The organism is Planococcus sp. BI3 (assembly GCF_056680115.1).
Genome location: NZ_CM155266.1, coordinates 2,415,145 through 2,439,163, shown reverse-complemented (window position 1 = coordinate 2,439,163; position 24,019 = coordinate 2,415,145). Strand labels below are relative to the sequence as shown.

Sequence of the window (24,019 nt, the reverse complement as noted above, 5' to 3'; positions counted from 1 at the left end):
GATTTATGGATTTCACAATTATTATTGATTCATTGCCATCATTGCTAAAAGCGACAGGAATGACGATTTTCCTCGCAGCCATCTCGATTCTGATCGCCTTGGTGATTGGTTTCATCACCGCCATTATTCGGATCTTGAAAGTAAGAGGATTAAATGAAATAGCAAACGTCTATGTTTCATTGATGCGTGGGACGCCGCTGCTTGTGCAGATTTTTGTCATCTATTACGGACTGCCGCAAATCGGCATTGCCTTAGATCCGATTTCATCAGGGGTTTTAGCGCTTAGTTTGAACGCAGGCGCCTATTTGTCCGAATCGTTCCGAGCTTCTATTTTAGCTGTGGATAATGGGCAGATGGAAGCCTCCATGTCGATGGGGATGACCTACCCGCAGGCGCTGAAGCGAATCATTCTTCCGCAAAGCCTCCGGATTGCCATCCCGACACTGTCGAACTCATTTATTGTTTTGATCAAAGATACTTCATTGGTTTCGGTCATCACAGTTACGGAACTTTTGCAGATGTCCAGCCTGATCATTGCCAAAACCTTTGAGCCATTGACCATTTATTTAGTGGCAGCTGCGATTTACTGGATATTGATTTCATTTTTCACAAAGCTGCTGGATCGATTGGAAATACAGTCATCCAAGTACTTGCTTAGATAAAGAAAAGCTCCATTCGGCGGGGGTTTTTCCTATGCCGCCGTTAGGAGTGAATGCCGGATAAAAGGAGTTTGATAGCTATATGATAAAAGTCACTGGACTGGTAAAAAACTTTGGTGTGAATGAAGTTCTGAAAGGGATCGACTTGACCATCGATAAAAGCGAAGTGGTTGTCATCATGGGACCAAGCGGCTCAGGGAAATCAACTTTACTGCGCTGCCTCAACTTTTTGGAAGAGCCGACAGAGGGGATTATTCAAGTTGGTGAATATGAAGTGAAAGCCGGAGGGAAAATCGATCGGCACCGGAAAAAAGTGATTAGGGAACTACGCAAAAGAACAGGATTCGTTTTCCAATCCTTTAATCTATTCCCCCATAAAACAGCAATTGAAAATGTCATGGAAGGGCCGATTGCCATTCATGGCAAAAATCCTGAACAAGCCAAGGCGATTGCATTGGATTTGCTTGCTAAAGTAGGGTTGGGAGATCGGGCTGACCACTATCCGGCACAGTTATCCGGGGGCCAGCAGCAGCGGGTGGCAATTGCCCGTTCCCTCGCATTGGATCCTTTGGTGATGCTGTTTGATGAACCGACTTCAGCACTTGATCCGGAGCTGGTCCGGGAAGTGTTGCTGGTCATCAAGAGCTTGGCGGAAGAGGGGATGACGATGGTCATCGTGACGCATGAAATGAATTTTGCAAAAGACGTTGCTGACCGTGTAGTGTTTATGGATGAAGGGCTGATCGTGGAGCAAGGCACTTCGCAACAAATATTTGATGACCCAAAAGAAGAGCGGACAAAGCAATTCCTATCGAAAGTGGAAGCGATTGTCGCAGATTAAAGCAGGCCGGCCAGGTAAATGGCCGGTTTTTTTGTTATGCTGAAAGAAAAAAGGGGCAGGGCCATGGAGACAGAGAACATACGCATCTACGATGAGAAGGGAAATCCAGAAGGCATAGCTGCCCGGCAGGCGGTCCACGAAAAGGGCTATTGGCACGAAACCTTCCATTGCTGGTTAGCTGGCCGCCAAGGCGATAGAGAGGTCATTTATCTTCAGCTGCGCAGTAAAGACAAAAAGGATTTTCCAGGGCTTTTCGATATTACGGCAGCAGGCCATCTGCTGGCAGATGAAACAGTTGAAGACGGCATCCGGGAAGTGCGGGAAGAGCTTGGGATTTCGGTGAATTTTGACGAGCTGACCCCTCTCGGTATGGTAAAGGATCAGATGGCTTTATCGGGCTTTATCGATAATGAGCGCTGCCATTGCTTCTTATACAACGAGCTGGAGAACATTGACCTTAGGTTTGAGTTGCAGGCCGAGGAAGTGTCCGGCATGGCAAAGTTGGACTTTGGAGCATTTGCAGCTTTGGTGCTGGGAGAACGAGAACAGGTTGCTGTTAAAGGTTTTGAGATAGCACCGGATGGCCGCAAGCAGACTTTTAAAAAGGACATCAGTTTAAAAGACCTGGTGCCGCATAGTGCCGTTTATTTAGAGAGGATCATTGAGTTGATTGGCCGGGAGTTAACAAGGTGATTTCCTTATTCCTAATTAAAACAACCAGTCAAAAAACCAGCAATGCCAACTGGGCATTGCTGGTTTTTTGACTGTGGACCAGGAACTTCAACAAAATGTGCTGCTTACCTCAAATGAATTCACTCACTTTGACAATGTCGATTCCGGCTTCTTCCAAAGATTTTGAAATTTGGATGGCAAAATCCAGTGCATGGACACCGTCCCCATGAATGCAGATGGTATCCGCCTTCAGCTCCGTATCGGTATCTTCGACAGTGGTGACCTTATTTTCTTTCACCATGCGAATGACCTGATCGATAGCAATCCGGGGATCGGTGATCAATGCATTGCTTTGGGTTCTTGGCGTCAACGATCCATCCCTTTGATAGGTCCGGTCAGAAAACACTTCACTGGCTGTCCGCAAGCCGATTTTCTCGCCGGCTTTGATGATTTCACTGCCAGACAGTCCGAACAGGACCAGCTCCGGGTCGATTTTGTAGACAGCTTCCGCAATGGCTTCTGACAGCTCTGTGCTATTTACTGCCATATTATATAAGGCACCGTGCGCTTTGACATGCTGCAACTGGCCGCCTTCGGCTTTGACAAAGCCGGACAAGGCGCCAATTTGGTAGACGGTCAAATCATAGGCTTCCTGAGGCGACAAGGCGATGTTCCGGCGGCCAAAGCCAACCAGGTCCTGCAATCCCGGATGCGCGCCGATTGCAACATTCTTCTTTAGGGCCAGCTGAACTGTTTTTCGCATGGTCGCCGGATCGCCGGCGTGGAAGCCGCAGGCGATATTCGCTGATGTTATGTAATCGAGTATTTCTTCATCATTCCCCATCTGGTAGGTCCCGAAGCTTTCTCCCATATCGCAATTCAAATCCACTTTATTGATCATATCCATTCCTCCCACTTTAATTGGATGGCCGCTCCTATTTCCCTAATTGACTGCTCCTGCCCGATCAACCGCTGTTGGGCATCTGCCAGGGAAATCTCCTTGAACCGCAGTTGCTGGCCTGGCTTTAATTGGCTGATGAGCGGCAAATCGACAGAAGCGACCTGGCCGATTTTCGGATAGCCGCCTGTCGTTTGGCGGTCTGCCAGCAAGACAATCGGGTTGCCGTCTGCCGGTACCTGGACAGAGCCGAAAGCCACCGCTTCCGAAATCAATTCAGCAGGGGTTTCCAGTGCCAGGTGAGGGCCTTCCAGCCGGTATCCCATGCGGTCGGAATTGGATGAAACGGCAAAAGCCTCCTGAAAGATCCGCATTTTGCTGGCTTCGTCGAATAAATCGAATTGCCGTCCTGGCATCATTCGGATCACCGGTTCTTCAAAATAGCGGACAGGCGGCAGGAGCCAATCAAATTCATTTCCGTAGTTGTGGTGTAATGCTTTTTGCTGCGGAAGTGTTGTTTGGCCAACCGGAAGTTCATCGCCTTTTTCTAGAGCGCGTCCCTGAAAACCGCCGATTCCAGCGCGCAGGTAGGTGGATCGGCTGCCCATCACTACAGGCACATCGATGCCCCCGGCAATTGCCAAATAACTGCGCGCACCTGCGTGAGGCTCACCAAACGTCAGGGTGCTGCCTTTGGCGACAGTAAGCATCCGCCACATTTTCACTTTGGTTCCATCTACTTTAGGATCCAAGTCTCCACCGCATAAAGCGATGATCGCATCTTCAGTGAATTCGATCACCGGCCCCAGCAAGGTGATTTCAAGCGTGGCAGCCTGTTCTTTATTGCCGACCAATAAATTGGCCAGCCGGTGTGCAATAGGATCCATAGCGCCGCTGGCAATGACGCCATATTTCTGGAAGCCGGTCCGACCCAGATCTTGTACAGTCGTCTGCAAGCCGCTTTTACGGATTTTCAGCATTTGGATCTTCCTCCCATGCATGGTAGTCTTCCGCTGAAATTTCCCGGAAACTGACCTTGTCTCCTGCCCGGAGCAGGCTGGGGATTCTATTTTCAGGCCTGAACAGGCGAAGCGGCGTCCTGCCGATCAATTGCCAGCCGCCCGGAGTTTCGATTGGATAGACGCCGGTCTGCATACCGGCAATGCCTACTGTCCGTTCGGGGATGCGCAGGCGTGGTGAACCATGTCTTGGAGCTGCAATTTTCTCGGACATTCCTCTCAGAAAGGGAAAGCCCGGCGCAAAGCCGATCATGTTGACCGAATAATTGCCAGCCGTATGGATAGCGATGACTTCACGCACAGTCAGTCCATTATGCTGCGCCACAAATTCCAGATCAGGACCGAATTCGCCGCCATAACAGACGGGAATTTCAACGGTTTTGGATTCAACAACAAGCTCTTCACCGAGATGCTCCGAAAGTTCCGCCAGTTCCTTTTGTACGTCGTCGTATGTAGCTGTGCAGGGGTCATAAAAGACAGTTACCGTCGTAAATGAGGGGGTGAATTCAATCATCCATGCCGGCTGCCGGCTTTCGAGCAGAGCCGCTGTTTGTCTGACCAGCTGTTCTGTCTGTTCATTGATTTCATTGCCGAGCTCAATGACAATCGCCCCATCGCCGAGCGGTGAAAAAGAAGGTTTCATCTACTCATCTCCATTTGCAGACTATTCGTGCTTGTTCCATTCAGTATAAAGCTTTTGGGAGAACAGCGAAAGAAGGGAAAAGGGAAGTGTCCGGCCGTTTGAAAGTATCTTGGTTCATTTAGAAAGTATCTCCAATTAACTGGAAGGTTCACAGCTATTCCGTCATAAAAAAGAAGCCGCTCAATCGGGAGCGGCTTCTTTGGGGTTATTCTTCGATATCAATTTTTTCTGTCACGTCAGCCCCATTAAAGAATTCTGCTGAAATTTCGGCAATCGTGCCGTCTTCCAGCATTTCTTCGATTACACTGTCAACATTCTCGGCAAGCTCCGTATTGTCCTTGTTCATGACAACGCCAACCTCAGAAGGGCTGTACTTCAGGTTCGGATGGATCGTGATGTCCAGTTCCGGAAATGCCGCAATCGCTAAGGTCTGCAGGTAGTAATCGTTCAAGATGACATCCGTGCGGCCGATGGCGACATCACGCAGGTAAGTTTCATTGGTGGCATTGTCGTAGACCACTTCTTCTGCACCATACTCACGGGCGGTCTCCATGTAGACGGAAGTCGAGGCGCCAGCCGCTTTTTTGCCTTCCAGATCTTCCAATGTCTCGATGCCGGACAAGTCATCTGAACGGACGATTGCCGTTCCGTAGGAATACTTGAACGGTGTAGAGAAGATGAAATTGTCCTGGCGATCTTCCGTTATTTCAATATCGTTGGCCGCAATGTCCACCTGGCCTGTTTGGACTGAGGTCAGCATCTCGTCAAATCCAAGCTCTGTAAATTCAACGTCCAATTCAAGGCGTTCCCCAATAGCGCGGACCACTTCCACTTCAAAGCCGGTCAATTCGTCCGACCCTTCCTCGCGGTAGGAAGTCGGGAACAAGGTACCTGACGTCGCAACAGTCAGGCTGCCTTGTTCCTGAATTTCATCCCAAGCGGTTGTTGTTTCTTCCGGAGCTGTATCTTCATTGTTTCCACAGGCGCCTAAGAGCAATAAAGTCACAAGGCCGGCAAGTGCGGTTGCATTTTTTCGGGAAAATAATGGTTTCAATGAGTCTTCCTCCTCTACTATGATTGCACCTAAAACATAGCATTATCAGAGAGTGGGAGCAACGGTTTAATTTGCGGATGGATAAATCAGATAATTTAGACTAGGATGTTGACCGGTGTGGCCGAAAGGTGTATTCTGTAGTCGACCACATTGGTCTAAAGAGCGGAAAGAAGGCATGGATATGGAGAAATTTGAGAACCTCGATTCTGAAAAGAAGCAGAAAATCCTGGAGTCTGCCTTAATGGAGTTCGCTGAGAATGGCTACGTGAAAGCTTCGACCAACCGCATCGTCAAGCATGCGGGGATTGGAAAAGGGATGCTGTTCTACTACTTTAAAAATAAGAAAGACCTATACGAATACCTCATTGAATACAGCTTGAATTTCGTCATTGATGAATACTTGAGTCAAGTTGATATCAAGGAAGCTGATTTCATTAAACGGCTAAAAGGGGCAGCTGAACTTAAGATGAAAGCACAGCTGGAGAACGAACAAGTCTTTAATTTTATGGGTACGTTCATGCTGACAAAAGACCTGGACCTGCCGCTGCATCTGCAGAAGCGCTATGAGCAATTGCAGCAGCAGGGATATGCGCTGCTGTACGAAGGCATCGATAAAACACTTCTCAGAAAAGACGTGGACGCGGACAAGGCATTCAATTTAATCCGTTGGGGAGTTGATGGCTATCAGCAGGATCTCCTGCAAAGGCTTCAAGGGCAAAAGATGGCCGAACTGGATTTCGAACCGTACTGGGATGAATTTTATGAATACCTCGATATTTTGAAGAAAAGTTTCTATACGAATTGAGGAGGGCTATCCATGACAGTTTTGAGAACGATTGATTTGACGAAGAAGTTTGGAGATTTTGCGGCGCTGGATGGGGTGAACATTGAAGTGGGCGAAGGGGAAATCTGTGGCTTTATCGGCCCGAACGGATCAGGGAAATCAACGACACTGCGTGTTCTTCTCGGTATTTTGAAAGCTACCGAAGGACGAGCTGAAATTTTCGGCAAGGATTCCTGGAAAGATGCCGTGGAAATCCATAATCGGGTAGCTTACGTGCCGGGGGATATCAATCTATGGCCAAACCTCACAGGGGGAGAGGTCATTGACCTGTTCGTCAAATTGCGCGGCGGCAACAATTTGGATCGGCGGCAGGAATTGATCCAGAAATTCGACCTGGATCCAACGAAGAAATGCCGCACCTATTCCAAAGGGAACCGGCAGAAAGTGGCGTTGGTTGCGGCGTTTTCGTCGGATGTGGATTTGTTCGTCCTGGACGAGCCGACTTCTGGACTTGATCCTCTCATGGAACGGGTTTTCCAGGAGTATGCCCTGGAAGCCAAAAAACAAGGCAAGAGCATTCTGCTGTCCAGCCATATCCTATCTGAGGTCGAAAAGCTTTGTGACAAAGTGGCGATTATCCGTGAAGGGAAGATCATTGAAACAGGCACGCTGAAAGAGCTCCGGCATTTGACGGGGACGATCCTGCTGGTCGAAACCAAAGAGCCGATTGCCGGTCTGGAAGAACTCAAAGGAGTCAGTGGCATCCAGCAGAAAGATTCGGCCCAGTCCTTTCAAGTAGATACCAGCGAAGTGGATAATGTCATCCGCTATATCAGCCGCTTTGGCGTAACCCGCATCGAAAGCTCTCCGCCTACTCTGGAAGAGCTGTTCATGCGCCATTACGAAGGAACCGAAAAAGCGGTGGAATCAGGAGTGGGAGGCGAGTCCTAATGACCAGACATCTTTTTGATGGCACCGGAACACTGATCCGCTTCATCTTGCGGCGTGACCGTTTACGCCTTCCAATTTGGCTGGTGTCATTTGCAGCTGTTTCCGCAATCATCGCCTTAGCTTTTGTTGGGCTGTATCAGAACCAAGAAGAACGGCAGGCAATGGCTGAAACGATGCGCAATCCAGCGATGACTGCGATGGTCGGTCCAGGCTATGGCTTGGACAATTATACGGTCGGAGCCATGACTGCCCACGAAATGCTGTTGATGACTGCGGTGGTGGTCGGCTTGATGAGCATTTTGCTGGTGACCCGCCATACACGCACCGATGAAGAGGATGGACGCATCGAAATGGTCCGCTCGTTGCCGGTGGGGCGCTTGTCGAATCTGATGTCGATTTTGCTGGTATTGACCGGCGCCAATATTGTCCTGGCTTTGTTGACTGCTTTCTCCTTAACCGCTTTAGGCATTGAAAGTGTAGATCTGGAAGGGTCTCTTGTGTACGGTGCTGCTTTGGGGGCTACCGGAATGATTTTTACCGGGATTGCGGCTGTCTGTGCACAGCTATCCCCGAATGCCAGAACTGCACTTGGCTTGTCGATTACGGTTTTGCTGCTGGCCTATATGATCCGGGCCATCGGAGATGTAACAAACGAAACCTTGTCTTGGTTTTCTCCGCTGGGCTGGATTCTGCGGTCGGAAGCGTATGTCAATAATTATTGGTGGCCGATTTTGTTGACAGTGGCGGGAGCGATTTTGCTGATGGCCTTGGCTTTATACCTTAGTTCCATCCGCGACTTGGGCTCGGGCTTTCTGCCTACACGGGCAGGAAAAGAAAAAGCCTCCAGATCTCTCCTCAGCCCGTTTGGCCTTGCCTTTCGGCTTCAGCGAACGGGATTGATCGCTTGGTCAGCAGGACTGCTGCTGATTGGGGCTTCGTATGGTTCGGTTCTTGGAGATTTGGAATTGTTTTTTGAAGACATTGACTTGATGCAGCAAATGATTGTTCAGGCAGAAGGCTTTTCGCTGACAGAACAATTTATCCCGGTTCTGATGGCGGTAATGGCGATCCTGGGAACCATTCCTGTATTGCTTGCAGTCCTGAAGTTGAAGACTGAGGAAAAAAATGACCGGCTTGAGCACGTTGTAAGCCGCGGGGTCTCCAGAAACCGGTTGATGGGAAGCTATCTCGCCATGGCCGTTCTGACGGCATTCATCATGCTGTCTTTGGCGGGATTGGGTCTTGGCGTCGTGGGGAACGCCATGATGGAAGACCAGCTTTCGCTGGGTATGTTCTATGGCTCGGCCCTGGCTTATTTGCCTGCCATGCTGGCCATGGTCGGTGTAGCAGCAGTGCTGATTGGCTGGGCTCCGAATTTAACCAATGCAGTGTGGCTGTATATAACCTTTTCCTTTGTTGTGATTTACTTTGGCGGCTTGTTCCAGTTTCCCGAATGGCTGGGGAAACTGACGCCGTATGGCTATGTCTCAGAAATACCAATCGAAGAAATGAATTACCTGAATGCTGCCATACTGAGCATCGTCGCTGTTGTACTGACGGCAATTGGCATGCTTGGATTTAACCGCAGGGATATTGGAAGGTAACAATACCTTGCAGCATAATAAAGAGAACCCTCTTTCCAGTTGCGGAAAGAGGGTTCTTAGACTATAGATAAAGTCTACCCAAAATGAATAGCAGGGTATAACCCCCAACCGGACCGGCCACTTCGCTTTCCGTGGGCTCAGCTTCAGCCTCCTCGTAACTGCGTTCCTGCGGGGTCTTCAGCTTTCGCTGTCCCACAGGAGTCTTCGCAGCCAGCCCGGTTGGGAGCGTATGGCTTCAATCAAAGAGAGAAGCCTACTAGTTGGTTCTAGGAAAAAATAGTTCCAACAAACCTAGCAAACCCTTCACTCAAGGATCCGGAGCGCAAGGCGGCGAAGGGCTGAGATGTGCTCCTGCATCGCTGCGCTAGCTTCGTCGCAAAGACTTGGTCTCGCAGGCTTCGACCAATACCTTTCCTGCGGAAGAACGGAGTGATGAGACCCGGCAGGAGCTTGCGACGAGGAGGCTCAGCGCTTCGTCCGCGGAAAGCGTCCACCTGGAGCGGAGGGCCCGGTGTAATAAGATGAAATGAGTCTTCGTTCTTTAAATGACATAAATATTTTTTTGCCTATAAGCAAAGAACCCTCTTTCCAGTTGCGGAAAGAGGGTTCTTTGCGGTTTACAGAAGCAGCAGCCAAGCAGCTACAGGTCCTAATAAGGCGCCGAACACGGCACTCAAGCTCATCGCAACTGAACTCATCGAAGCTTCCTGCTGTCCGTATTCAAAGGCTTTTGCAGTGCCCATGCCGTGTGCTGAAGTGCCAAGGCCGATGCCGCGGCCAATCGCTGAATCAATATGCAGCCAGTTTAGGATGGCAGGACCGATGATATAGCCGGTAAATCCCGCGACCATAACAAAAACTGCTGCCAGCGAAGGAATCCCGCCGAGATTGCCGGCAACCTGCATGGCAACCGGTGTCGTCAGCGATTTCGGCAATACTGTCAGGATCAGCTCTTCTGAAAAACGGAACAGCTGCGTAAACAGAACGCCGCTTGCCATACCGACAACTACGCCTGCCGCAATGCCTGAAACGATGGGCAGCAAGTTATTGAAAAGCAAATCCCTCTGTTTATAGAGAGGAATCGCCAAGGCGACAACTGCAGGCCCCAAAAGTGTGCCAATCCAGCTTCCGCCCATCATATATGTATCGTAAGGGATATTACCCAGCACTAAAATGAGGGCGATGATGGCTGTAGAAGCAAGTACCGGATTCAAAAAAGTCTTTCTATACTTTAGATACAGAGAGTTGGTCAGCAAGTAAATGACAATAGTCATGACCGCAAACAAAGCGGCGAGCAGATTGAATTCCATCGTCAGGATCGCTCCTTTCGTTCAGTGCTTGCCTTAGCGGCATATTGGCTGACCCAGCCCGAGGCAGCCATGGTAAGGAATGTGCTGGCCATCACAATCGGAATCAGCAGCATGCCTTTTCCTGAAAACAGCTCTCCGTATTCGACAACGCCAACAGTAGCGGGAATAAAGTAAAGGGATAGAAAGGCCAATAGGAAATGCGCGCCAGAATCTATCCACTTGAGTGGGTAGATCTTCAACATAAGTGCAGCGAACAATAAAAGGAAGCCGATGATGCTGCCTGGCAACGGAATATTGAAAAAGGACTGCAATTCTTCACCTAACAGATAAAAGCCGGTAATGGCGAGAAGCTGAAGAATGATGTAAATGATTTTCAAAGAGAACGCCACCTTCCGGTTAGTTGTGAGATAAAGTTTGTGTTCCTTCCATAATAAGTTATTTTACAGCATTCTATTTGAAAAGCGAGAGCAGATTCCATACTTCTCCAATTATTCAGGAAACTCAAATGAAAAAGCTTGTACTGCATTTTTAATGGATAATGGCATGCGCTTGTATATTCCGCTATTGTTTGAAAAGCTTCTGAAACCTGTATAGGGACGACTGCCACTATTCGGTTTTTTATGCACACATGAGCATATAAACTATATTAAGAAAATAAGGGTGGAATTCTGATTCTCAAAATAGACAGAATTTAAGAAAATATTAGCTTATAAAGCTTGCATTTTAAACGATTTGTTGTATTATTATTTTATGCAATATATCGCATACATTTTATTAAGTGAAAATGTATTATTTCAAAATTATGGATAAGACGCTTCAAGTCACGGGATTTAACTTTAGGAGGAAATGGAAATGGAAATGGATAGTAAGTTGTCATTTAAATCATATGCAGTAGTAGGGATGATGTTGTTTGCGCTGTTCTTTGGAGCAGGAAACTTAATCTTCCCCGCCCAGCTCGGGCAATACGCAGGAACGAATGTCTGGATAGCGATATTCGGGTTTTTGATTACAGGCGTCGGGTTGCCTTTGCTCGGAATATTGGCGATCGGTTATTCGAAAAGCAACGATTTGCAGGATTTATCGAGCCGTGTCCACCCGGTGTACGGACTGGTCTTTACAGCAATGCTCTATTTAACAATCGGGCCCTTCTTCGCTTTGCCGAGAACCGGCGCGGTTTCATATGAAGTGGGAATTGCTCCGTTTGTTGGAACTGGAAATGCCACAATCGGTTTGCTTGTATTCTCGCTTATCTTTTTTGCCGTATCATTAATCGTCTCGCTGAATCCATCACGGATGGTCGACAGCATCGGCAAGGTCCTTTCACCGGCAATTCTTGTTACCTTGGGAGCGTTATTGGTTACAGCTTTTGTCAATCCGATGGGCAAGCAGGAAGCACCACAGCCGGCTTATGCAAACGATGCATTCTTTACCGGCTTCACGGAAGGCTATAACACGATGGATGCACTTGCTTCACTGGTTTTCGGAATTATCGTCATTTCCGCTGTCCGTAAATTGGGCGTGAATTCACCTAAAGGCGTCTTAAGTGCCACTTTGAAGAGTGGAGTAGTGGCTGCGATTATTTTGGCTGTGGTCTACACGGGAATTGCTTTGCTTGGTTCAACGAGCACAGGAACTTTGGGTCTTTTGGAAACAGGCGGACCTGTCCTAAGCGGCGCTTCAGGTTATTACTTCGGAACGTTCGGCGCTACTTTATTGGCAGTCATCATCATTTTGGCATGTTTGACAACGGCCATCGGCTTAACGGTAGCCAATGCTGAATTTTTCCATAAACTGACGCCGAAAATCAGCTACAAGACTTATGTGGTCATTTTCTCTGTCTTTTCATTGGTGGTCACCAATGCAGGGCTTTCGAATATCATTACCTATTCGATTCCGGTACTGATGTTCCTTTATCCGCTCGCGATTGTATTGATCATTTTGGCTTTCTTATCGCCATTGTTCAAACATGCTCAGTTGGTCTACGTATCAACGATCGTTGTGACGTTCTTCATCAGCATCATCGATGGATTGAAGACCCTGACTTCTTCACTGGGCGTTGCTAATCCGGCTTGGCTGCAAGCAATCGTCGATTTTTACGCAGCTTTCTTGCCGCTGTACAATAACGGTCTTGGATGGCTCTTGCCTGCATTGATCGTCATTGCCATTACAACGGTCATTGCGCGCAGTAAAAAGCATGAAAAGGTTCAGACGGCTCAACACAACGCTTGATTTCAGGTAAGGCAGGCTGGTCCGGAAAATCGGGTCAGCTTAAAAATAAAAAAAGCTGCATCAAAAGCAACCTCGCTTTTGATGCAGCTTTTTCAATTGATCTCATCGGTTCATACTACCGTAAGCTCTTCTACCGTGCGTATCCAATTGGATTTCATGATCTGCGTCACTTTTTCTGAATCTTTTTCCTTTAAAGTTTGGATGATCTGGACATGTTCGTCGTATGAGCTTTTGGTCAACATGAGTGAATGGTGAAAAAATTGTCTTCTGACATGGGATTGCAGGCTGCCGAGCATTGTATGGATATAAGGATTATTTGCGGCATCAACGATGATCTGGTGAAATTCCTGATCAATTTTCAAGGCCGAAAAACCATCCTGACTATCAATTGCTTTAAGGAACCGCTCGTTGGTTTCATGCATTAAGCTGAAAATCTCATCATTGAGGTTAGGGATGGCCAGCTCTGCTGAAAGTGCCTGCAGAACAGCAAGAGGCGGCAGCAGATCCTTAAGGTCATCTTTCTTTACATTCGTGACGCGAGTGGCTTTTCCAGGAAACATCTCTACAAATCCCTGGACCTCCAATAATTGAAGCGCTTCGCGAATAGGGGTTCTGCTTAAGCTCAAGGCTTGTGCCAGTTCCGTATCGACTAATTTTTCTTCAGGCTGCAGGGTCCCATCAATAATCCACTGCTGCAATTGAATATAGGCACTTTCTTTTGCTGAGACACGAATGGGCTTCGAATGATCGACTGGAATAGGCATTGCAAACTCTCCTTTTCAACTGCATGATTTATAAAGCTTTGAGAAACAATAGAGTTAAAAAGCTCCCACTGATTGACGGTTCTATTTGTCCCATTATACACCAATTCAGACTATCGATAAAATATTTTATGCAATATATCAGCAAATGGCGTCAAGACAACCGTTTGCTGGATATCAAATAGGGAATAAGAAAAATAACAGCAGATTTTACAGCAGGTGAGGAGGAATGGAAATGCTGTCATTTATTCCGAGTCAGGATTCGCAGACCATTGCTTTTGAAGTTAGTGGAAAGGCGACAAAAGAAGACTTGCAAAAGCTGGAACAGGCAATCGAAGAACAATTTTCGAAAGATCAGCCGTTTAATGCCTATGCCATTATGGAACAGGCGGAGTTGCCGACGCCTAAAGCGCTTTTGGAAGAAGCCAAAATCGATATGAAGCGTTGGAGCCAATACAATAAGCTGGCTGTCATCAGTGAAAAGAACTGGCTTGCAACGGTTACCAATCTCAGTGATTTTCTTCCCGGCATCAAAGCCAAGCATTTTCACATGGATGAGACGGAGCAGGCATGGAATTGGATAAAAGAGTGAGCAGTTTCGATGACGAAACAGAGGAGGGGACTTATGCTGTCATTTGTGCCAAGTAAAGACATGGAAACCATCGCGATTGAATTTGAAGGAACAGCGACACGCGAAGATGCGTTAAAAATTGATAAGATTATCCAGGACAAATTCGCAGATAAAGGTAAGTTCAATATCTATGCAATTATAAACGAAGTGGAAGACTCCGCTTTTAGTGGTTTTGGAGAAAGCATGCAGGTGAATATGGATGCCTGGAATCAATTCCATAAATTTGCAGTAATCAGCTCCGTTCCATTGGCTGGCCAATTGGCGGAAATGGAAAGCCTGCTGCCGAAACTTGAAGTCAGGCATTTTCAGCTGGATGAAATGAATCGAGCCTGGGAATGGATCCAGGAATAAAAATTTTAAAAAAGCGTTTCGCATGGCTCCATGCGAAACGCTTTTTTGCAGCTAAGAGGCTTATTCCTCCACTTTGACTAAATCTGCCTTAACGATATGGAAGATACTCAAGATAATGGTTCTTCCTTCTGCATCTTCCACAGGAAAAAGGCTGACCGCAACGCCAGAAAAATGGTCTTCCAGAGGCCCCTCAATGCGGATGTTCTCCAGTGATTCCCCGGTCGTCAACAAGATATTATAGACATGGAACTTCTGCTTCATGGCGATTCCTCCTATGGGCAGTCTTGGAAAATTCACATGGCCAGGGTGGGAATAAAGTCAGCTATCGTATACACTAATTATAAAGCAAAATGGTGTTTTACAGATAGGATGAGAAACGATGAAATCGGAAATTTCAATTAAAATAACAGATAAATTCAAGGCGGAATACGCTAAAGGCTATCCTTTGATCACCAAAGAGGCGCTGGAGAATCCAGAGCTTCTGAAAACCGAGGGAAGCATCCTGAAGCTGACTGATAAACAAGGACGCTTTCTGGCAAAAGGCTATTATGGCCAGCAAAATAAAGGCTTTGGCTGGATTCTGACGCGTGATGAAAATGAAGCCGTCGATCAAGCGTTTATTGAACGCAAGCTGGCAACAGCGATTGCCCATAGAAAATCGTTTTTCAACAACCCGGAGACGACAGCTTTCCGTGTCTTTAATGGCGAAGGCGATGGGTTCGGAGGGTTGATCATCGATTATTACAATGGCTTCTATTTGCTCAGCTGGTATAGCGAAGGAGTATATACCTTTAAGGACCAGGTAATCGCAGCGCTTCAGAACGTTGCGGAATGCAAAGGGATTTACCAGAAAAAACGCTTTGATACGAAAGGCCAATACATTGAAGAAGATGATTTCGTTACAGGCGAGCGCGGAGAATTTCCGTTGATCGTCAAAGAAAATGGTGTGAATTTTGCAGTTTACTTGAACGACGGGGCGATGACGGGAATCTTCCTCGATCAGCGGGATGTCCGGAATGCCATCAAACAGAAATACGCCAAAGGAAAAACCGTGCTGAATACCTTCTCCTATACAGGTGCGTTTTCAGTAGCAGCAGCCATTGGTGGAGCGGTCAAGACGACGAGTGTTGATTTGGCGAAAAGAAGTTCCAGCAAGACGATCGAGCAATTCAGCGTCAATGGCATCGATTTCGAAAACCAGGACATCCTGGTCATGGACGTCTTCAATTATTTTAAATACGCCAAACGGAAAGAACTGAAGTTCGACGTGGTCATTTTGGATCCGCCCAGCTTTGCGCGTTCAAAAAAATACACGTTCAGCACTTCCAAGGACTACACGAATCTGATGAAAGAAGCGATTGCCATCACGGAAAAAAATGGCGTCATCGTCGCTTCAACCAACAGTGCCTCTTTTGGGATGAAAAAGTTTAAAGGGTTTATCGATAAAGCTTTTAAAGAACTTGGCGGAAAATACAGCATTGTTGAGGAATTCACCTTGCCGAGCGATTTCCGTGTTCAAAAGGAATTTAAAGAAGGCGATTACCTGAAGGTGCTTTTCGTGAAACTGGGTTAAAATGTTACTCTACAACTAGAATCTAGAGCAAACAAATGGAGGCTCCCAAAAGAGCAGCTCCCTAAGCGATTTGCAAAAATGAATTCTTTATTTTGATATGTATAGATTCAAATTTGTGTCGGAATTTTGTGTGCCGCTCCAAAATGCTGCCGCTTTTCCCCGCGAATCCCTGTACAGCATTCTGCTCTGATTCTATAATAGAAGCAGATTGTGGGGGATAAGTTGATGTTTAAAAATGCGTTGGGAACATTTCGTTTCATGGGGTTGCTTGAAGGCAGTTCGTTATTGATCCTGCTGTTTATTGCCATGCCATTAAAATACTTTTTCGGATTTCCGGAAGCGGTCAGCGTGATCGGACCGATTCACGGAGCCTTGTTCAGTCTCTACATCTTAATGACCATCTATATGACATTCATCGTCAGATGGCCGTTCCGTTTTTCCGTCGGCGCTGTGGCTTCGGCATTCCTGCCGTTCGGCAATTTCGTTCTGGACAAGCGGCTTGAGAATTGGCAGCAGCTGAAAACTTCTGTTGCATAAATGCGTCGAAATTGATAAACCAGACACCTGCAGATTTCTCTGCAGGTGTTTTTATTTAGGGTTATCGAAAGGTGCCGAACTCCTCTATAATGGAACTATTGTAATTTACAGATTTGTATTGGGGGTAACACCATGGCGAAAGCGATAAGTTCTTCTTCTTTAGCCGGAAATCCAGTTTATCCGGTAATGTTTGCGATTGGCGGCTGCCATTTGCTGAATGATTCATTGCAGGCTGTGATCCCGGCGATGTTTCCGATACTTGAAGCAGATCTCGGCTTGACGTTTACTCAACTGGGGTTGATCGCTTTTGTGCTGAATATCGTGGCGTCTGTGCTGCAGCCGGTTGTGGGATTCATCAGTGATAAAAAACCGATGCCATTCGCTCTGCCGCTCGGCATGACGAGTTCGTTTTTCGGTATCGCCGGCTTGGCCTTTGCCCCGGAATATTGGATGATTCTCGTTTCTGTTATTTTCCTCGGCCTTGGTTCCGCTGTGTTCCATCCGGAAGGCTCGCGTGTTTCCTATATGGCAGCCGGATCCAAGCGGGGGTTGTCCCAATCGATTTACCAGGTAGGGGGAAACTCCGGACAGGCGCTTGCTCCGCTGATCAGTGCTTTCATCCTCGTGCCGCTCGGCCAGATAGGCGCTGCTTTGTTCTTGTTTGTCGCTGCACTCGGTATTTTTATCCTGACGAAAATCTCCTTCTGGTACAAACAGCAGCTGGAGCAGGAAAAGCTTCAGAAAGTGAAGAAAATATTATTGTCTTCTTTGCCGGAAATGACCAAAAAACAAGTAGGCATCGCTTTGGCGCTCTTGATGGTGATTATTTTTGCCCGTTCTTTCTACGTCACCAATATGACGAGTTTTTATATTTTCCACTTGATTGAATCTTATGGCCTGACGATTCAGCAGGGACAGCTGTATGTGTTCCTATTTCTTGGCGTCGGAGCTGCCGGTACCTTCTTCGGAGGGCCTATGGCGGACAAAATCGGACGGAAAAACGTGATTCTTCTTTCCATCATCGTCCCGATTCCGCTTGCCGCATTATTGCCCTATCTGCCGCTTTACGCAGTGTTGATTTTCCTGGCATTGATCGGATTTTTCATTATGCTGAGCTTTTCCGTTACAGTCGTTTATGCCCAGGAACTCGTCCCCAGCAAAATCGGGACGATGGCTGGTTTGACTGTCGGCTTGGCTTTTGGCATGGGAGCCATTGGTGCTGTTGTCATCGGTATTTTAATGGATGCCATCGGTGTCTACGAAACGATGGTTGTGGTATCCTTCCTGCCGATCATCGGCATGGTCGGCCTATGGCTTCCGCGTGACCGGAAAATAGTCGCTGCTTCTTAAAGAAGTGCAGCCGTTAGAATGAGTTAAATGAGTAAAGGGGAATGCTGTATGAGGATAAATTTGCCGGAAGTGCCAACCGAAATAACAACGGAGCGTTTGCTGCTGCGGATGCCGATGCCCGGAGACGGAAAGACAGTGAATGCAGCGATTCAGGCTTCACTCCATGACTTAAAGCCGTGGCTCGGATTTGCGCAGGAAGAGCCGTCTCCAGAGGACACGGAAATCAATCAACTGGAGTCGCATTTGAGTTTCCTGAAACGGGAATCCCTTCGGTACCTGGTTTTTGATAAAGAGACAGGAAGCTTTATCGGCTCTACTGGATTCCACGCTATTGAATGGGATGTGCCGAAGATGGAAATCGGCTATTGGCTGGATTCCAGAGCGACCGGAAAAGGGTATATGGCTGAGGCCGTTTCGGCATTGGTTGCTCTGGCTTTCACGACACTGAAATGCAATCGCCTCCAAATTCAATGCGACGCTGAAAACCTCAAAAGCCGTGCGATTCCCGAAAAGCTTGGTTTTGTGCTGGAAGGTACACTGAAGAATGACGAACGCTCAGTAGACGGCAAGCGCTTGACGGATACATGCATTTACGCAAAATTCGCTTGATGCGACTCAAAGAACAGGGGCTTTTATTATGAAGAAGCAAGATAAAGATGCGGGGCTGAAGCCGTTCATTTCGCTGTTATTGACGCTGAAGATTCCGAAGCTCGCACTTGCTGTCGGCTTGCTTACGAGTTTGATCACGACGCTCGTCGGGCTGGTGGTCCCGCTGCTGACGAAAAATCTGGTCGATGGGTTTTCACTCGACTCGTTAAGTGTTCCGTTGATTGCTGGAATCGGTGCTGCTTTTATCGTGCAGGCCATCATCAACGGGGTTTCGATTTACTTGCTGAGTATGGTGGGACAGCGGGTAGTCGCGGGCTTACGGGAACGGATGTGGGCTCAGTTGATCCGTTTGCGTGTCAGCTATTTCGATCAGCATTCCAGCGGTGAAACGGTGAGCCGGGTCGTCAATGATACAGGCATCGTCCGGAACCTGATCACGGACCATTTTCCTTCCTTTGTTACAGGAATCATTTCCATTATCGGGGCAGTGATCATTTTGGTCATTCTGGACTGGAAGATGACTTTGGTCATGATGCTCGCAGTCCCGCTGACGATTGCAGTGATGATCCCGTTAGGCCGCCAGATGGCCAAAATTTCCCGCAACCTTCAGGACGAGACTGCGCATTTTACGGGCCATGTCCAGCAGACCTTAGGTGAAATCCGTTTGATGAAATCTTCGACAGCTGAAGATGTTGAAGAAGAACGTGGGAAACAGGGCATCCAGAAATTATTTTCCCTGGGCATGAAAGAAGCAAAAATTTATGCCTTGATTGCTCCGCTGATGTACCTGGTCGTTATGGTGGTTATCGTATCAATTATCGGCTATGGCGGAATCCGTGTAGCGAACGGGGAAATGTCTACAGGATCACTGGTCGCTTTTCTCCTGTATTTATTCCAAATCATTGTTCCGATGGCGACCTTTGCCCGGTTTTTCACAGAACTTCAAAAAGCCAAAGGCGCTACAGAACGCATCATTGGCATTTTGGAACTGCCTTTGGAAGAACAGCAGCCGAAGCCGGATATGGAGATTTCGGGTAAAGTGCTGCAGATCAATGGACTGAGCTTCGCCTATGAAAAAGGGGAGAAGGTGCTTGAAGAGGTCTCCTTTGTCGCACAGCCAGGAGAAATGATTGCATTTGCGGGGCCGAGCGGCGGCGGAAAAACAACTGTTTTCGGCTTGATTGAGCGATTTTATGAGCCGTCATCAGGTGAAATCTCAATTGGAAATATCCCAATCAATGAAATTTCAATCGCTTCCTGGCGTGATCAGATCGGCTATGTGTCACAGGACAGCGCCATGATGGGCGGCACTATCCGTGAAAATCTGACTTACGGTCTGCCGGATTCGGGAACGATTACAACTGACGAGCTTTGGCGTGTGGCGCGAATGGCTTATGCGGAGGAATTTATCCGTGGATTTGCCGATGGATTGGATACGGAAGTCGGAGAGCGCGGCGTCAAATTATCGGGGGGCCAGCGCCAGCGGATCGCTATTGCCAGAGCTTTTCTGCGCGATCCAAAAATCCTGATGATGGACGAAGCGACTGCCAGCCTGGACAGCCAATCAGAAGGCATTGTTCAGCAGGCGTTAAGCCGCTTGATGGAAGGGCGGACCACTTTGGTGATCGCCCATCGATTGTCGACGATTGTGGATGCGGACAAAATCGTCTTTATTGAAAAAGGGTGTGTCACTGGGATCGGCACGCACCGGGAACTGACAGTTTCCCACTCTCTTTACCGCGAATTTGCTGAACAGCAATTAACGTGACCAGACCGCTTGACCTTGACGCAACGTCAAGGTATATGGTGGAGGTATCAGGAGGTGGAGATATGGAATATACCGTTCAAAAACTGGGGAACTTGGCTGGCATCAGTACAAGGACCCTGCGCTATTACGATGAAATCGGGCTCTTGAAGCCGGCAAGAAAGAGTTCTTCGGGGTATCGGATCTACGGCCAGCAGGAAGTGGACAAGCTGCAGCAAATCCTCTTCTATCGCGAACTTGGCCTGGATTTGGAACAAATAAAAAACATCGTCAACGATCCCGGTTTCAACGGTTCCCAGGCTTTAGAAGAGCATCGGGAAAAACTTCTCGCCAAACGGCTGCTATTGGACCTCTTGATAAGCAATGTGGAAAAAACCATTTCTGCAAAAGAAGGGGAGAGCATCATGGCTGATAAAGAGAAATTCCAGGGCTTCAAGCAAAAACTGGTGGATGACAACGAATGGCAGCACGGAGATGAAATACGCGGCAAATACGGCGACGAGTTGGTGGATCAATCCAACGCCAAAATGCTGAACATGAGCGAAGAGAAATACCAGGAATTTAAACGTTTGGAACAGCAGGTGTTGGACCGTTTGGCAGAGGCCGTCAAAACAGGCGATGCCACTAGCAAAGCGGCGCAGCAAACGGCTGATCTGCATCGCCAGTGGCTGGGCTTTACCTGGCCGACTTACAGCAAGGACGCGCATATGGGGCTTGCGGAGATGTATGTGGCCGACGAGCGGTTTAGTGCATATTATGACAAAGTAGAGCTGGGAGCTGCACAATTCCTGCGGGACGCGATTGAGGTTTATACAGCACAGGACTAATTTTAAATGCGGACAACTCGAAAACGGGTTGTCCGCATTTTTATGCCTGGATTTATTGTGGGTGAAGAAGGTGACGGCTTTAGATTTCAATGAACGTGCATAAATTTTTTTGAACGTGCATAAAATTTCTTAAGCGTGCATAAGTTCTGCTGAACGTGCGTAAACCCAAATAAGCGTGCGTAAACTTTCCGGAACGTGCATAAAGCTTAAATCAGCCACAGAAATAGACTGTTATTTGAATCAAGATGAACTTGTTGCGGCAAGAAGTCTCGTTTTTAGCTTAGGCATTTTCACTTTTCGCGTTGTCCAGTTCCATCGGCCAACTCCTCGGGATGTAAGCCACTCTGGCTATGCGGCTGAAAACATGCCGCTTCGCCAGAGCGTCTTACCCCTTTCGGAGCTGAACGGCCGCCTCCACTTTTCGTGTTGTCCAGTGGCAAGTGCCTAGCTCTTCGGGTCATAAGCCAACCCGACTGCGTGGCAAAGAACGCCACTCTGCCGGTCTGTCTTATGCCTGTCAGAGCTGAACAGGCACTTTCACTTTTCGTGTTTACAAATCTTTAACAATTGTTTACGCCCTTGATATAGCAAATTTCTATCAACTTGGTATACTGAAACCAATTAAAGCAGCTGCCAACGATTCGTTTTAATCGAAAAGGAGAGGTTTGCATGTACGGGAAGAACAAGAAGGCGCCGATTGTAAAAGTCATGTCGTTTAATATTGCTCATGGTTTAGGGATGGATGGAATAGTTGATTTGGAGAAGACGGCTGAAGTCATTGAGGATTCCTGTGCTTCCATCATCGCTCTGCAAGAGGTCGATCGCTATTTTTCGGATCGTAGTTCGTTTGTTGACCAAGTAGAGTGGCTGAGTGAAAGACTTGGCATGTACGCTGCTTATGGAGCCAATATGAATTTTGCGCCTGAAGATTCGGAACGGCCGAATCGCCAATATGGCAATATGATTTTAAGCAAGTACCCGATCAAGTATGTAGAAAATCATTTATTGACACAGGTTTATTGCCCTTTCGGCAATAACGAACAGCGTGGCATCTTGGAAGCGGTCATTGAAGTGGATGGCAGTTATTTGAGCGTATTCAATACGCATTTGGCGCTGAAGGATAACGAACTCGCCGTCAGCATTGATGAAATCTTAGCCATTGTAGGGAAAAGCCATTTCCCGCGGATCATTGCAGGAGATTTTAATGCCTCTTCCTCAAATGTTCATATGCAAAAGCTGAGCAGACAGTTTAAAGATGCCTTCCTGAAAATGAAGAGAGGGGATGCCTATACTTATCCTGCTCCTTATGTGAACAAAGAAACGGAAGAAGTTTTTTGGCCGGCAACCCGTATCGATTACATCTTTTCTGACAGTGAGGTGGAAGTCGTTCAGACAGCCGTTATTGAGACAGCGGTTTCCGATCATTTGCCGATTGTGGCGGATATGGTACTTGCTGATGTTAAAGTGGGCAGTAAAGAGCGCGTACAGAAAGCACGCGCCAAGGTTTAAGCAATTGCTCTCATAAATTACTGCAACCGTAAAAACCGGAAGCTCTATTGGAGAGCTTCCGGTTTTTGGTGTCCGTAAATCTGTTTGCCTGACTGCAGTTCACGTCTGCATAATTTGACGAGCAAATAAACAAGGGGCGTATCGGCTGCAGCAACCAGCCATTTAAACAGGTATTGTGTGACAATCATTCCGAGCAATGCGCTGGTTGGCATAGTTCCGTAAAAAGCGATGGTGATGAAAATGCTGGTATCCACCAACTGGCTGGTCATTGTCGAAGCATTATTGCGCAGCCAAAGCTTGGATTCGCCATGCCGCTGTTTCAGCTTATGGAAAATGGTGACATCCAGGTTTTGGCTGATGAAATAAGACACAAGGCTTGCCAACGTCACACGGAAGCCAGCGGAAAAAATGGTTTCAAAAGATTGCTGGTCTGCAAAAAATGGAGCAGCCGGCAAATGGATGGCGAAGAAAATGAATGCCAATGCGCAAAGCTGTGTGACAAATCCGGCTGTAACGGTTTGCCGCGCAGCTTCTTTGCCGTATACTTCCGCAATCGTGTCCGTAATCGGGAAGGTGAAGACGTAGACAATGACAGCGGCCGGCAAAACGGCCCATTCACTGATGCTGAACAGTTTGACCGCTAAAATATTCGATAGGATCAACAAACCGACAAATGCGCCGTTCAAGTAGAGTAACATCTGCTCGGCTCCTTAGCGGTTGGTGATCGTTTCCGGATTCATGTCGTGATTCATCATCCGGTACGATGCCATTTCTTCGTATTTTGTTCCTGGTTTGCCGTGGTTGGTATAAGGGTCGATGGACAGGCCGCCGCGCGGTGTGAATTTCCCCCACACTTCGATATAACGCGGATCCATCAACTTGATCAAATCATTCATGATGATGTTGACGACGTCTTCATGAAAGTCTCCATGATTCCGGAAGCTGAACAGATAAAGCTTCAGCGATTTGCTTTCCACCAATTTTTTATCAGGAATAAAGCTCAGGTAAATGGTGGCGAAATCAGGCTGGCCTGTTTGGGGACAAAGTGATGTGAATTCAGGACAATTAAACTTCACAAAGTAATCGCGGCTGTGCAGATTGTCGATCGGCTCCAGAATCTCCGGATCGTATTCAAATTTATACTTGGTGTTTTGATTGCCGAGCAATGATAAATGATCGAGTGTGTCTTCGTTTCTTCCTGCCATGAAAAACGGCCTCCTTTTAGATGGCCGGCTTGGAAGAGGGCTATAAAAAATGGACAAAAGAAAAAGCCGAATCGCATGTGGATTTGGCTGAGTTTCGACAATCCATAGTTTTTTATAGAGGGTGAAATGCTATGAACCTCTCCCGTTGCCGGGTTATTTACTTTTCCTCATCTATCGTATAAGACTTCCTATTCGTTGTCAATCGACCAATTTTGGTAAACTAACAGCAAGAAGATG

General features: G+C 47.4%; 26 protein-coding genes and 1 riboswitch. Of the genes, 16 read left to right on the top strand and 10 right to left on the bottom strand.

Annotated elements, in window-relative coordinates:
- Positions 1 to 5: 5 nt before the first annotated feature.
- From AC1MEO_RS12205 to AC1MEO_RS12195, 3 genes are all read left to right on the top strand, one after another.
- Positions 6 to 662: an amino acid ABC transporter permease gene (locus AC1MEO_RS12205; protein WP_480330798.1), complete on the top strand. Its 657-nt coding sequence runs from the start codon at positions 6 to 8 to the stop codon at positions 660 to 662.
- Between the two features lie 79 nt (positions 663 to 741).
- Positions 742 to 1,500, top strand: a complete 759-nt coding sequence (locus AC1MEO_RS12200) for an amino acid ABC transporter ATP-binding protein (RefSeq protein WP_480330796.1) — start codon at positions 742 to 744, stop codon at positions 1,498 to 1,500.
- A 63-nt stretch (positions 1,501 to 1,563) separates the two neighbouring features.
- A complete protein-coding gene (locus AC1MEO_RS12195; protein ID WP_480330794.1) occupies positions 1,564 to 2,193 on the top strand; it encodes an NUDIX hydrolase in 630 nt (209 codons plus the stop codon).
- A 109-nt stretch (positions 2,194 to 2,302) separates the two neighbouring features.
- On the opposite strand, the gene AC1MEO_RS12190 is transcribed toward AC1MEO_RS12195, so the two are convergent.
- The 4 genes from AC1MEO_RS12190 to AC1MEO_RS12175 all read right to left on the bottom strand — a co-directional run bounded on the left by AC1MEO_RS12190 (position 2,303) and on the right by AC1MEO_RS12175 (position 5,786).
- Positions 2,303 to 3,073, bottom strand: coding sequence for a LamB/YcsF family protein (locus AC1MEO_RS12190; RefSeq protein WP_480330792.1), 771 nt, complete (start codon positions 3,071 to 3,073; stop codon positions 2,303 to 2,305).
- Entirely contained in the window at positions 3,070 to 4,050 is a 981-nt protein-coding gene (locus tag AC1MEO_RS12185) for a 5-oxoprolinase subunit C family protein (protein ID WP_480330790.1), read from the bottom strand. Before AC1MEO_RS12185 ends, AC1MEO_RS12190 begins: the two co-directional genes overlap by 4 nt.
- Complete coding sequence (pxpB, locus tag AC1MEO_RS12180) at positions 4,034 to 4,732, bottom strand: 5-oxoprolinase subunit PxpB (RefSeq protein ID WP_480330788.1); 699 nt, start codon at positions 4,730 to 4,732, stop codon at positions 4,034 to 4,036. Before pxpB ends, AC1MEO_RS12185 begins: the two co-directional genes overlap by 17 nt.
- A gap of 205 nt (positions 4,733 to 4,937) precedes the next feature.
- Entirely contained in the window at positions 4,938 to 5,786 is an 849-nt protein-coding gene (locus AC1MEO_RS12175) for a transporter substrate-binding domain-containing protein (protein ID WP_480330786.1), read from the bottom strand.
- 181 nt (positions 5,787 to 5,967) lie between these two features.
- Here AC1MEO_RS12175 and AC1MEO_RS12170 point away from each other — a divergent pair, with 181 nt between their 5' ends.
- From AC1MEO_RS12170 to AC1MEO_RS12160, 3 genes are read left to right on the top strand one after another with little or no spacing between them, the layout of a single operon-like run.
- The gene (locus AC1MEO_RS12170; protein WP_480330784.1) at positions 5,968 to 6,591 is read left to right on the top strand and encodes a TetR/AcrR family transcriptional regulator; all 624 of its coding nucleotides are present in this window, start codon (positions 5,968 to 5,970) and stop codon (positions 6,589 to 6,591) included.
- A gap of 12 nt (positions 6,592 to 6,603) precedes the next feature.
- The gene (locus tag AC1MEO_RS12165) at positions 6,604 to 7,521 is read left to right on the top strand and encodes an ABC transporter ATP-binding protein (protein WP_480330782.1); all 918 of its coding nucleotides are present in this window, start codon (positions 6,604 to 6,606) and stop codon (positions 7,519 to 7,521) included.
- Positions 7,521 to 9,125 (top strand): ABC transporter permease, encoded by a 1,605-nt coding sequence (locus AC1MEO_RS12160; RefSeq protein WP_480330780.1) that lies wholly within the window; start codon positions 7,521 to 7,523, stop codon positions 9,123 to 9,125. The genes AC1MEO_RS12165 and AC1MEO_RS12160 overlap by 1 nt, the downstream gene beginning before the upstream one ends.
- A gap of 617 nt (positions 9,126 to 9,742) precedes the next feature.
- On the opposite strand, the gene AC1MEO_RS12155 is transcribed toward AC1MEO_RS12160, so the two are convergent.
- Together AC1MEO_RS12155 and AC1MEO_RS12150 are read right to left on the bottom strand one after the other, a co-directional pair.
- Positions 9,743 to 10,435 carry an LrgB family protein gene (locus AC1MEO_RS12155; protein ID WP_480330778.1) on the bottom strand — a complete coding sequence of 231 codons (693 nt, stop codon included), beginning with the start codon at positions 10,433 to 10,435 and terminating at the stop codon, positions 9,743 to 9,745.
- Positions 10,436 to 10,437: 2 nt separating this feature from the next.
- Positions 10,438 to 10,812, bottom strand: a complete 375-nt coding sequence (locus tag AC1MEO_RS12150; RefSeq protein ID WP_480330776.1) for a CidA/LrgA family protein — start codon at positions 10,810 to 10,812, stop codon at positions 10,438 to 10,440.
- Positions 10,813 to 11,293: 481 nt separating this feature from the next.
- On the opposite strand from AC1MEO_RS12150, the gene brnQ reads away from it, so the two are divergent.
- On the top strand, positions 11,294 to 12,664 hold the full coding sequence (brnQ, locus tag AC1MEO_RS12145; RefSeq protein WP_480336092.1) for a branched-chain amino acid transport system II carrier protein: 1,371 nt from the start codon (positions 11,294 to 11,296) through the stop codon (positions 12,662 to 12,664).
- A 110-nt stretch (positions 12,665 to 12,774) separates the two neighbouring features.
- Here the strand turns inward: brnQ and AC1MEO_RS12140 are convergent, their stop codons facing one another.
- A complete protein-coding gene (locus AC1MEO_RS12140) occupies positions 12,775 to 13,428 on the bottom strand; it encodes a GntR family transcriptional regulator (RefSeq protein WP_480330774.1) in 654 nt (217 codons plus the stop codon).
- A gap of 232 nt (positions 13,429 to 13,660) precedes the next feature.
- Here AC1MEO_RS12140 and AC1MEO_RS12135 point away from each other — a divergent pair, with 232 nt between their 5' ends.
- Both AC1MEO_RS12135 and AC1MEO_RS12130 read left to right on the top strand, forming a co-directional pair.
- Complete coding sequence (locus AC1MEO_RS12135) at positions 13,661 to 14,017, top strand: SpoIIAA family protein (protein ID WP_480330772.1); 357 nt, start codon at positions 13,661 to 13,663, stop codon at positions 14,015 to 14,017.
- Between the two features lie 33 nt (positions 14,018 to 14,050).
- Entirely contained in the window at positions 14,051 to 14,407 is a 357-nt protein-coding gene (locus AC1MEO_RS12130; protein ID WP_480330770.1) for a SpoIIAA family protein, read from the top strand.
- A gap of 60 nt (positions 14,408 to 14,467) precedes the next feature.
- Here the strand turns inward: AC1MEO_RS12130 and AC1MEO_RS12125 are convergent, their stop codons facing one another.
- Entirely contained in the window at positions 14,468 to 14,668 is a 201-nt protein-coding gene (locus tag AC1MEO_RS12125; RefSeq protein WP_480330768.1) for a hypothetical protein, read from the bottom strand.
- Positions 14,669 to 14,786: 118 nt separating this feature from the next.
- Between AC1MEO_RS12125 and AC1MEO_RS12120 the strand changes: the two genes are divergently transcribed.
- From AC1MEO_RS12120 to AC1MEO_RS12090, 7 genes are all read left to right on the top strand, one after another.
- Positions 14,787 to 15,980, top strand: coding sequence for a class I SAM-dependent rRNA methyltransferase (locus AC1MEO_RS12120; RefSeq protein WP_480330766.1), 1,194 nt, complete (start codon positions 14,787 to 14,789; stop codon positions 15,978 to 15,980).
- 225 nt (positions 15,981 to 16,205) lie between these two features.
- Positions 16,206 to 16,517, top strand: a complete 312-nt coding sequence (locus tag AC1MEO_RS12115) for a DUF3817 domain-containing protein (protein ID WP_480330764.1) — start codon at positions 16,206 to 16,208, stop codon at positions 16,515 to 16,517.
- A gap of 132 nt (positions 16,518 to 16,649) precedes the next feature.
- Positions 16,650 to 17,867, top strand: coding sequence for an MFS transporter (locus AC1MEO_RS12110; RefSeq protein ID WP_480330762.1), 1,218 nt, complete (start codon positions 16,650 to 16,652; stop codon positions 17,865 to 17,867).
- A gap of 48 nt (positions 17,868 to 17,915) precedes the next feature.
- Entirely contained in the window at positions 17,916 to 18,476 is a 561-nt protein-coding gene (locus tag AC1MEO_RS12105) for a GNAT family N-acetyltransferase (RefSeq protein ID WP_480330760.1), read from the top strand.
- A gap of 28 nt (positions 18,477 to 18,504) precedes the next feature.
- Entirely contained in the window at positions 18,505 to 20,244 is a 1,740-nt protein-coding gene (locus tag AC1MEO_RS12100; RefSeq protein WP_480330758.1) for an ABC transporter ATP-binding protein, read from the top strand.
- A 62-nt stretch (positions 20,245 to 20,306) separates the two neighbouring features.
- Complete coding sequence (locus AC1MEO_RS12095) at positions 20,307 to 21,068, top strand: MerR family transcriptional regulator (RefSeq protein ID WP_480330756.1); 762 nt, start codon at positions 20,307 to 20,309, stop codon at positions 21,066 to 21,068.
- Between the two features lie 669 nt (positions 21,069 to 21,737).
- Entirely contained in the window at positions 21,738 to 22,577 is an 840-nt protein-coding gene (locus tag AC1MEO_RS12090; RefSeq protein ID WP_480330754.1) for an endonuclease/exonuclease/phosphatase family protein, read from the top strand.
- A gap of 44 nt (positions 22,578 to 22,621) precedes the next feature.
- Here the strand turns inward: AC1MEO_RS12090 and AC1MEO_RS12085 are convergent, their stop codons facing one another.
- Together AC1MEO_RS12085 and queF are read right to left on the bottom strand one after the other, a co-directional pair.
- Positions 22,622 to 23,275: a queuosine precursor transporter gene (locus AC1MEO_RS12085; protein WP_480330752.1), complete on the bottom strand. Its 654-nt coding sequence runs from the start codon at positions 23,273 to 23,275 to the stop codon at positions 22,622 to 22,624.
- Between the two features lie 12 nt (positions 23,276 to 23,287).
- Positions 23,288 to 23,782, bottom strand: a complete 495-nt coding sequence (queF, locus tag AC1MEO_RS12080) for a preQ(1) synthase (RefSeq protein ID WP_480330750.1) — start codon at positions 23,780 to 23,782, stop codon at positions 23,288 to 23,290.
- Between the two features lie 98 nt (positions 23,783 to 23,880).
- Positions 23,881 to 23,928, bottom strand: a riboswitch (PreQ1 riboswitch).
- Between the last annotated feature and the right edge of the window lie 91 nt (positions 23,929 to 24,019).

Bases quoted from the DNA above. Each gene is read 5' to 3' on its own strand.
- AC1MEO_RS12205 (WP_480330798.1), top strand. From the start codon at position 6: ATGGATTTCACAATTATTATTGATTCATTGCCATCATTGCTAAAAGCG.
- AC1MEO_RS12200 (WP_480330796.1), top strand. From the start codon at position 742: ATGATAAAAGTCACTGGACTGGTAAAAAACTTTGGTGTGAATGAAGTT.
- AC1MEO_RS12195 (WP_480330794.1), top strand. From the start codon at position 1,564: ATGGAGACAGAGAACATACGCATCTACGATGAGAAGGGAAATCCAGAA.
- AC1MEO_RS12190 (WP_480330792.1), bottom strand. From the start codon at position 3,073: ATGATCAATAAAGTGGATTTGAATTGCGATATGGGAGAAAGCTTCGGG.
- AC1MEO_RS12185 (WP_480330790.1), bottom strand. From the start codon at position 4,050: ATGCTGAAAATCCGTAAAAGCGGCTTGCAGACGACTGTACAAGATCTG.
- pxpB (WP_480330788.1), bottom strand. From the start codon at position 4,732: ATGAAACCTTCTTTTTCACCGCTCGGCGATGGGGCGATTGTCATTGAG.
- AC1MEO_RS12170 (WP_480330784.1), top strand. From the start codon at position 5,968: ATGGAGAAATTTGAGAACCTCGATTCTGAAAAGAAGCAGAAAATCCTG.
- AC1MEO_RS12165 (WP_480330782.1), top strand. From the start codon at position 6,604: ATGACAGTTTTGAGAACGATTGATTTGACGAAGAAGTTTGGAGATTTT.
- AC1MEO_RS12160 (WP_480330780.1), top strand. From the start codon at position 7,521: ATGACCAGACATCTTTTTGATGGCACCGGAACACTGATCCGCTTCATC.
- AC1MEO_RS12155 (WP_480330778.1), bottom strand. From the start codon at position 10,435: ATGGAATTCAATCTGCTCGCCGCTTTGTTTGCGGTCATGACTATTGTC.
- brnQ (WP_480336092.1), top strand. From the start codon at position 11,294: ATGGATAGTAAGTTGTCATTTAAATCATATGCAGTAGTAGGGATGATG.
- AC1MEO_RS12140 (WP_480330774.1), bottom strand. From the start codon at position 13,428: ATGCCTATTCCAGTCGATCATTCGAAGCCCATTCGTGTCTCAGCAAAA.
- AC1MEO_RS12135 (WP_480330772.1), top strand. From the start codon at position 13,661: ATGCTGTCATTTATTCCGAGTCAGGATTCGCAGACCATTGCTTTTGAA.
- AC1MEO_RS12130 (WP_480330770.1), top strand. From the start codon at position 14,051: ATGCTGTCATTTGTGCCAAGTAAAGACATGGAAACCATCGCGATTGAA.
- AC1MEO_RS12125 (WP_480330768.1), bottom strand. From the start codon at position 14,668: ATGAAGCAGAAGTTCCATGTCTATAATATCTTGTTGACGACCGGGGAA.
- AC1MEO_RS12120 (WP_480330766.1), top strand. From the start codon at position 14,787: ATGAAATCGGAAATTTCAATTAAAATAACAGATAAATTCAAGGCGGAA.
- AC1MEO_RS12115 (WP_480330764.1), top strand. From the start codon at position 16,206: ATGTTTAAAAATGCGTTGGGAACATTTCGTTTCATGGGGTTGCTTGAA.
- AC1MEO_RS12110 (WP_480330762.1), top strand. From the start codon at position 16,650: ATGGCGAAAGCGATAAGTTCTTCTTCTTTAGCCGGAAATCCAGTTTAT.
- AC1MEO_RS12105 (WP_480330760.1), top strand. From the start codon at position 17,916: ATGAGGATAAATTTGCCGGAAGTGCCAACCGAAATAACAACGGAGCGT.
- AC1MEO_RS12100 (WP_480330758.1), top strand. From the start codon at position 18,505: ATGAAGAAGCAAGATAAAGATGCGGGGCTGAAGCCGTTCATTTCGCTG.
- AC1MEO_RS12095 (WP_480330756.1), top strand. From the start codon at position 20,307: ATGGAATATACCGTTCAAAAACTGGGGAACTTGGCTGGCATCAGTACA.
- AC1MEO_RS12090 (WP_480330754.1), top strand. From the start codon at position 21,738: ATGTACGGGAAGAACAAGAAGGCGCCGATTGTAAAAGTCATGTCGTTT.
- AC1MEO_RS12085 (WP_480330752.1), bottom strand. From the start codon at position 23,275: ATGTTACTCTACTTGAACGGCGCATTTGTCGGTTTGTTGATCCTATCG.
- queF (WP_480330750.1), bottom strand. From the start codon at position 23,782: ATGGCAGGAAGAAACGAAGACACACTCGATCATTTATCATTGCTCGGC.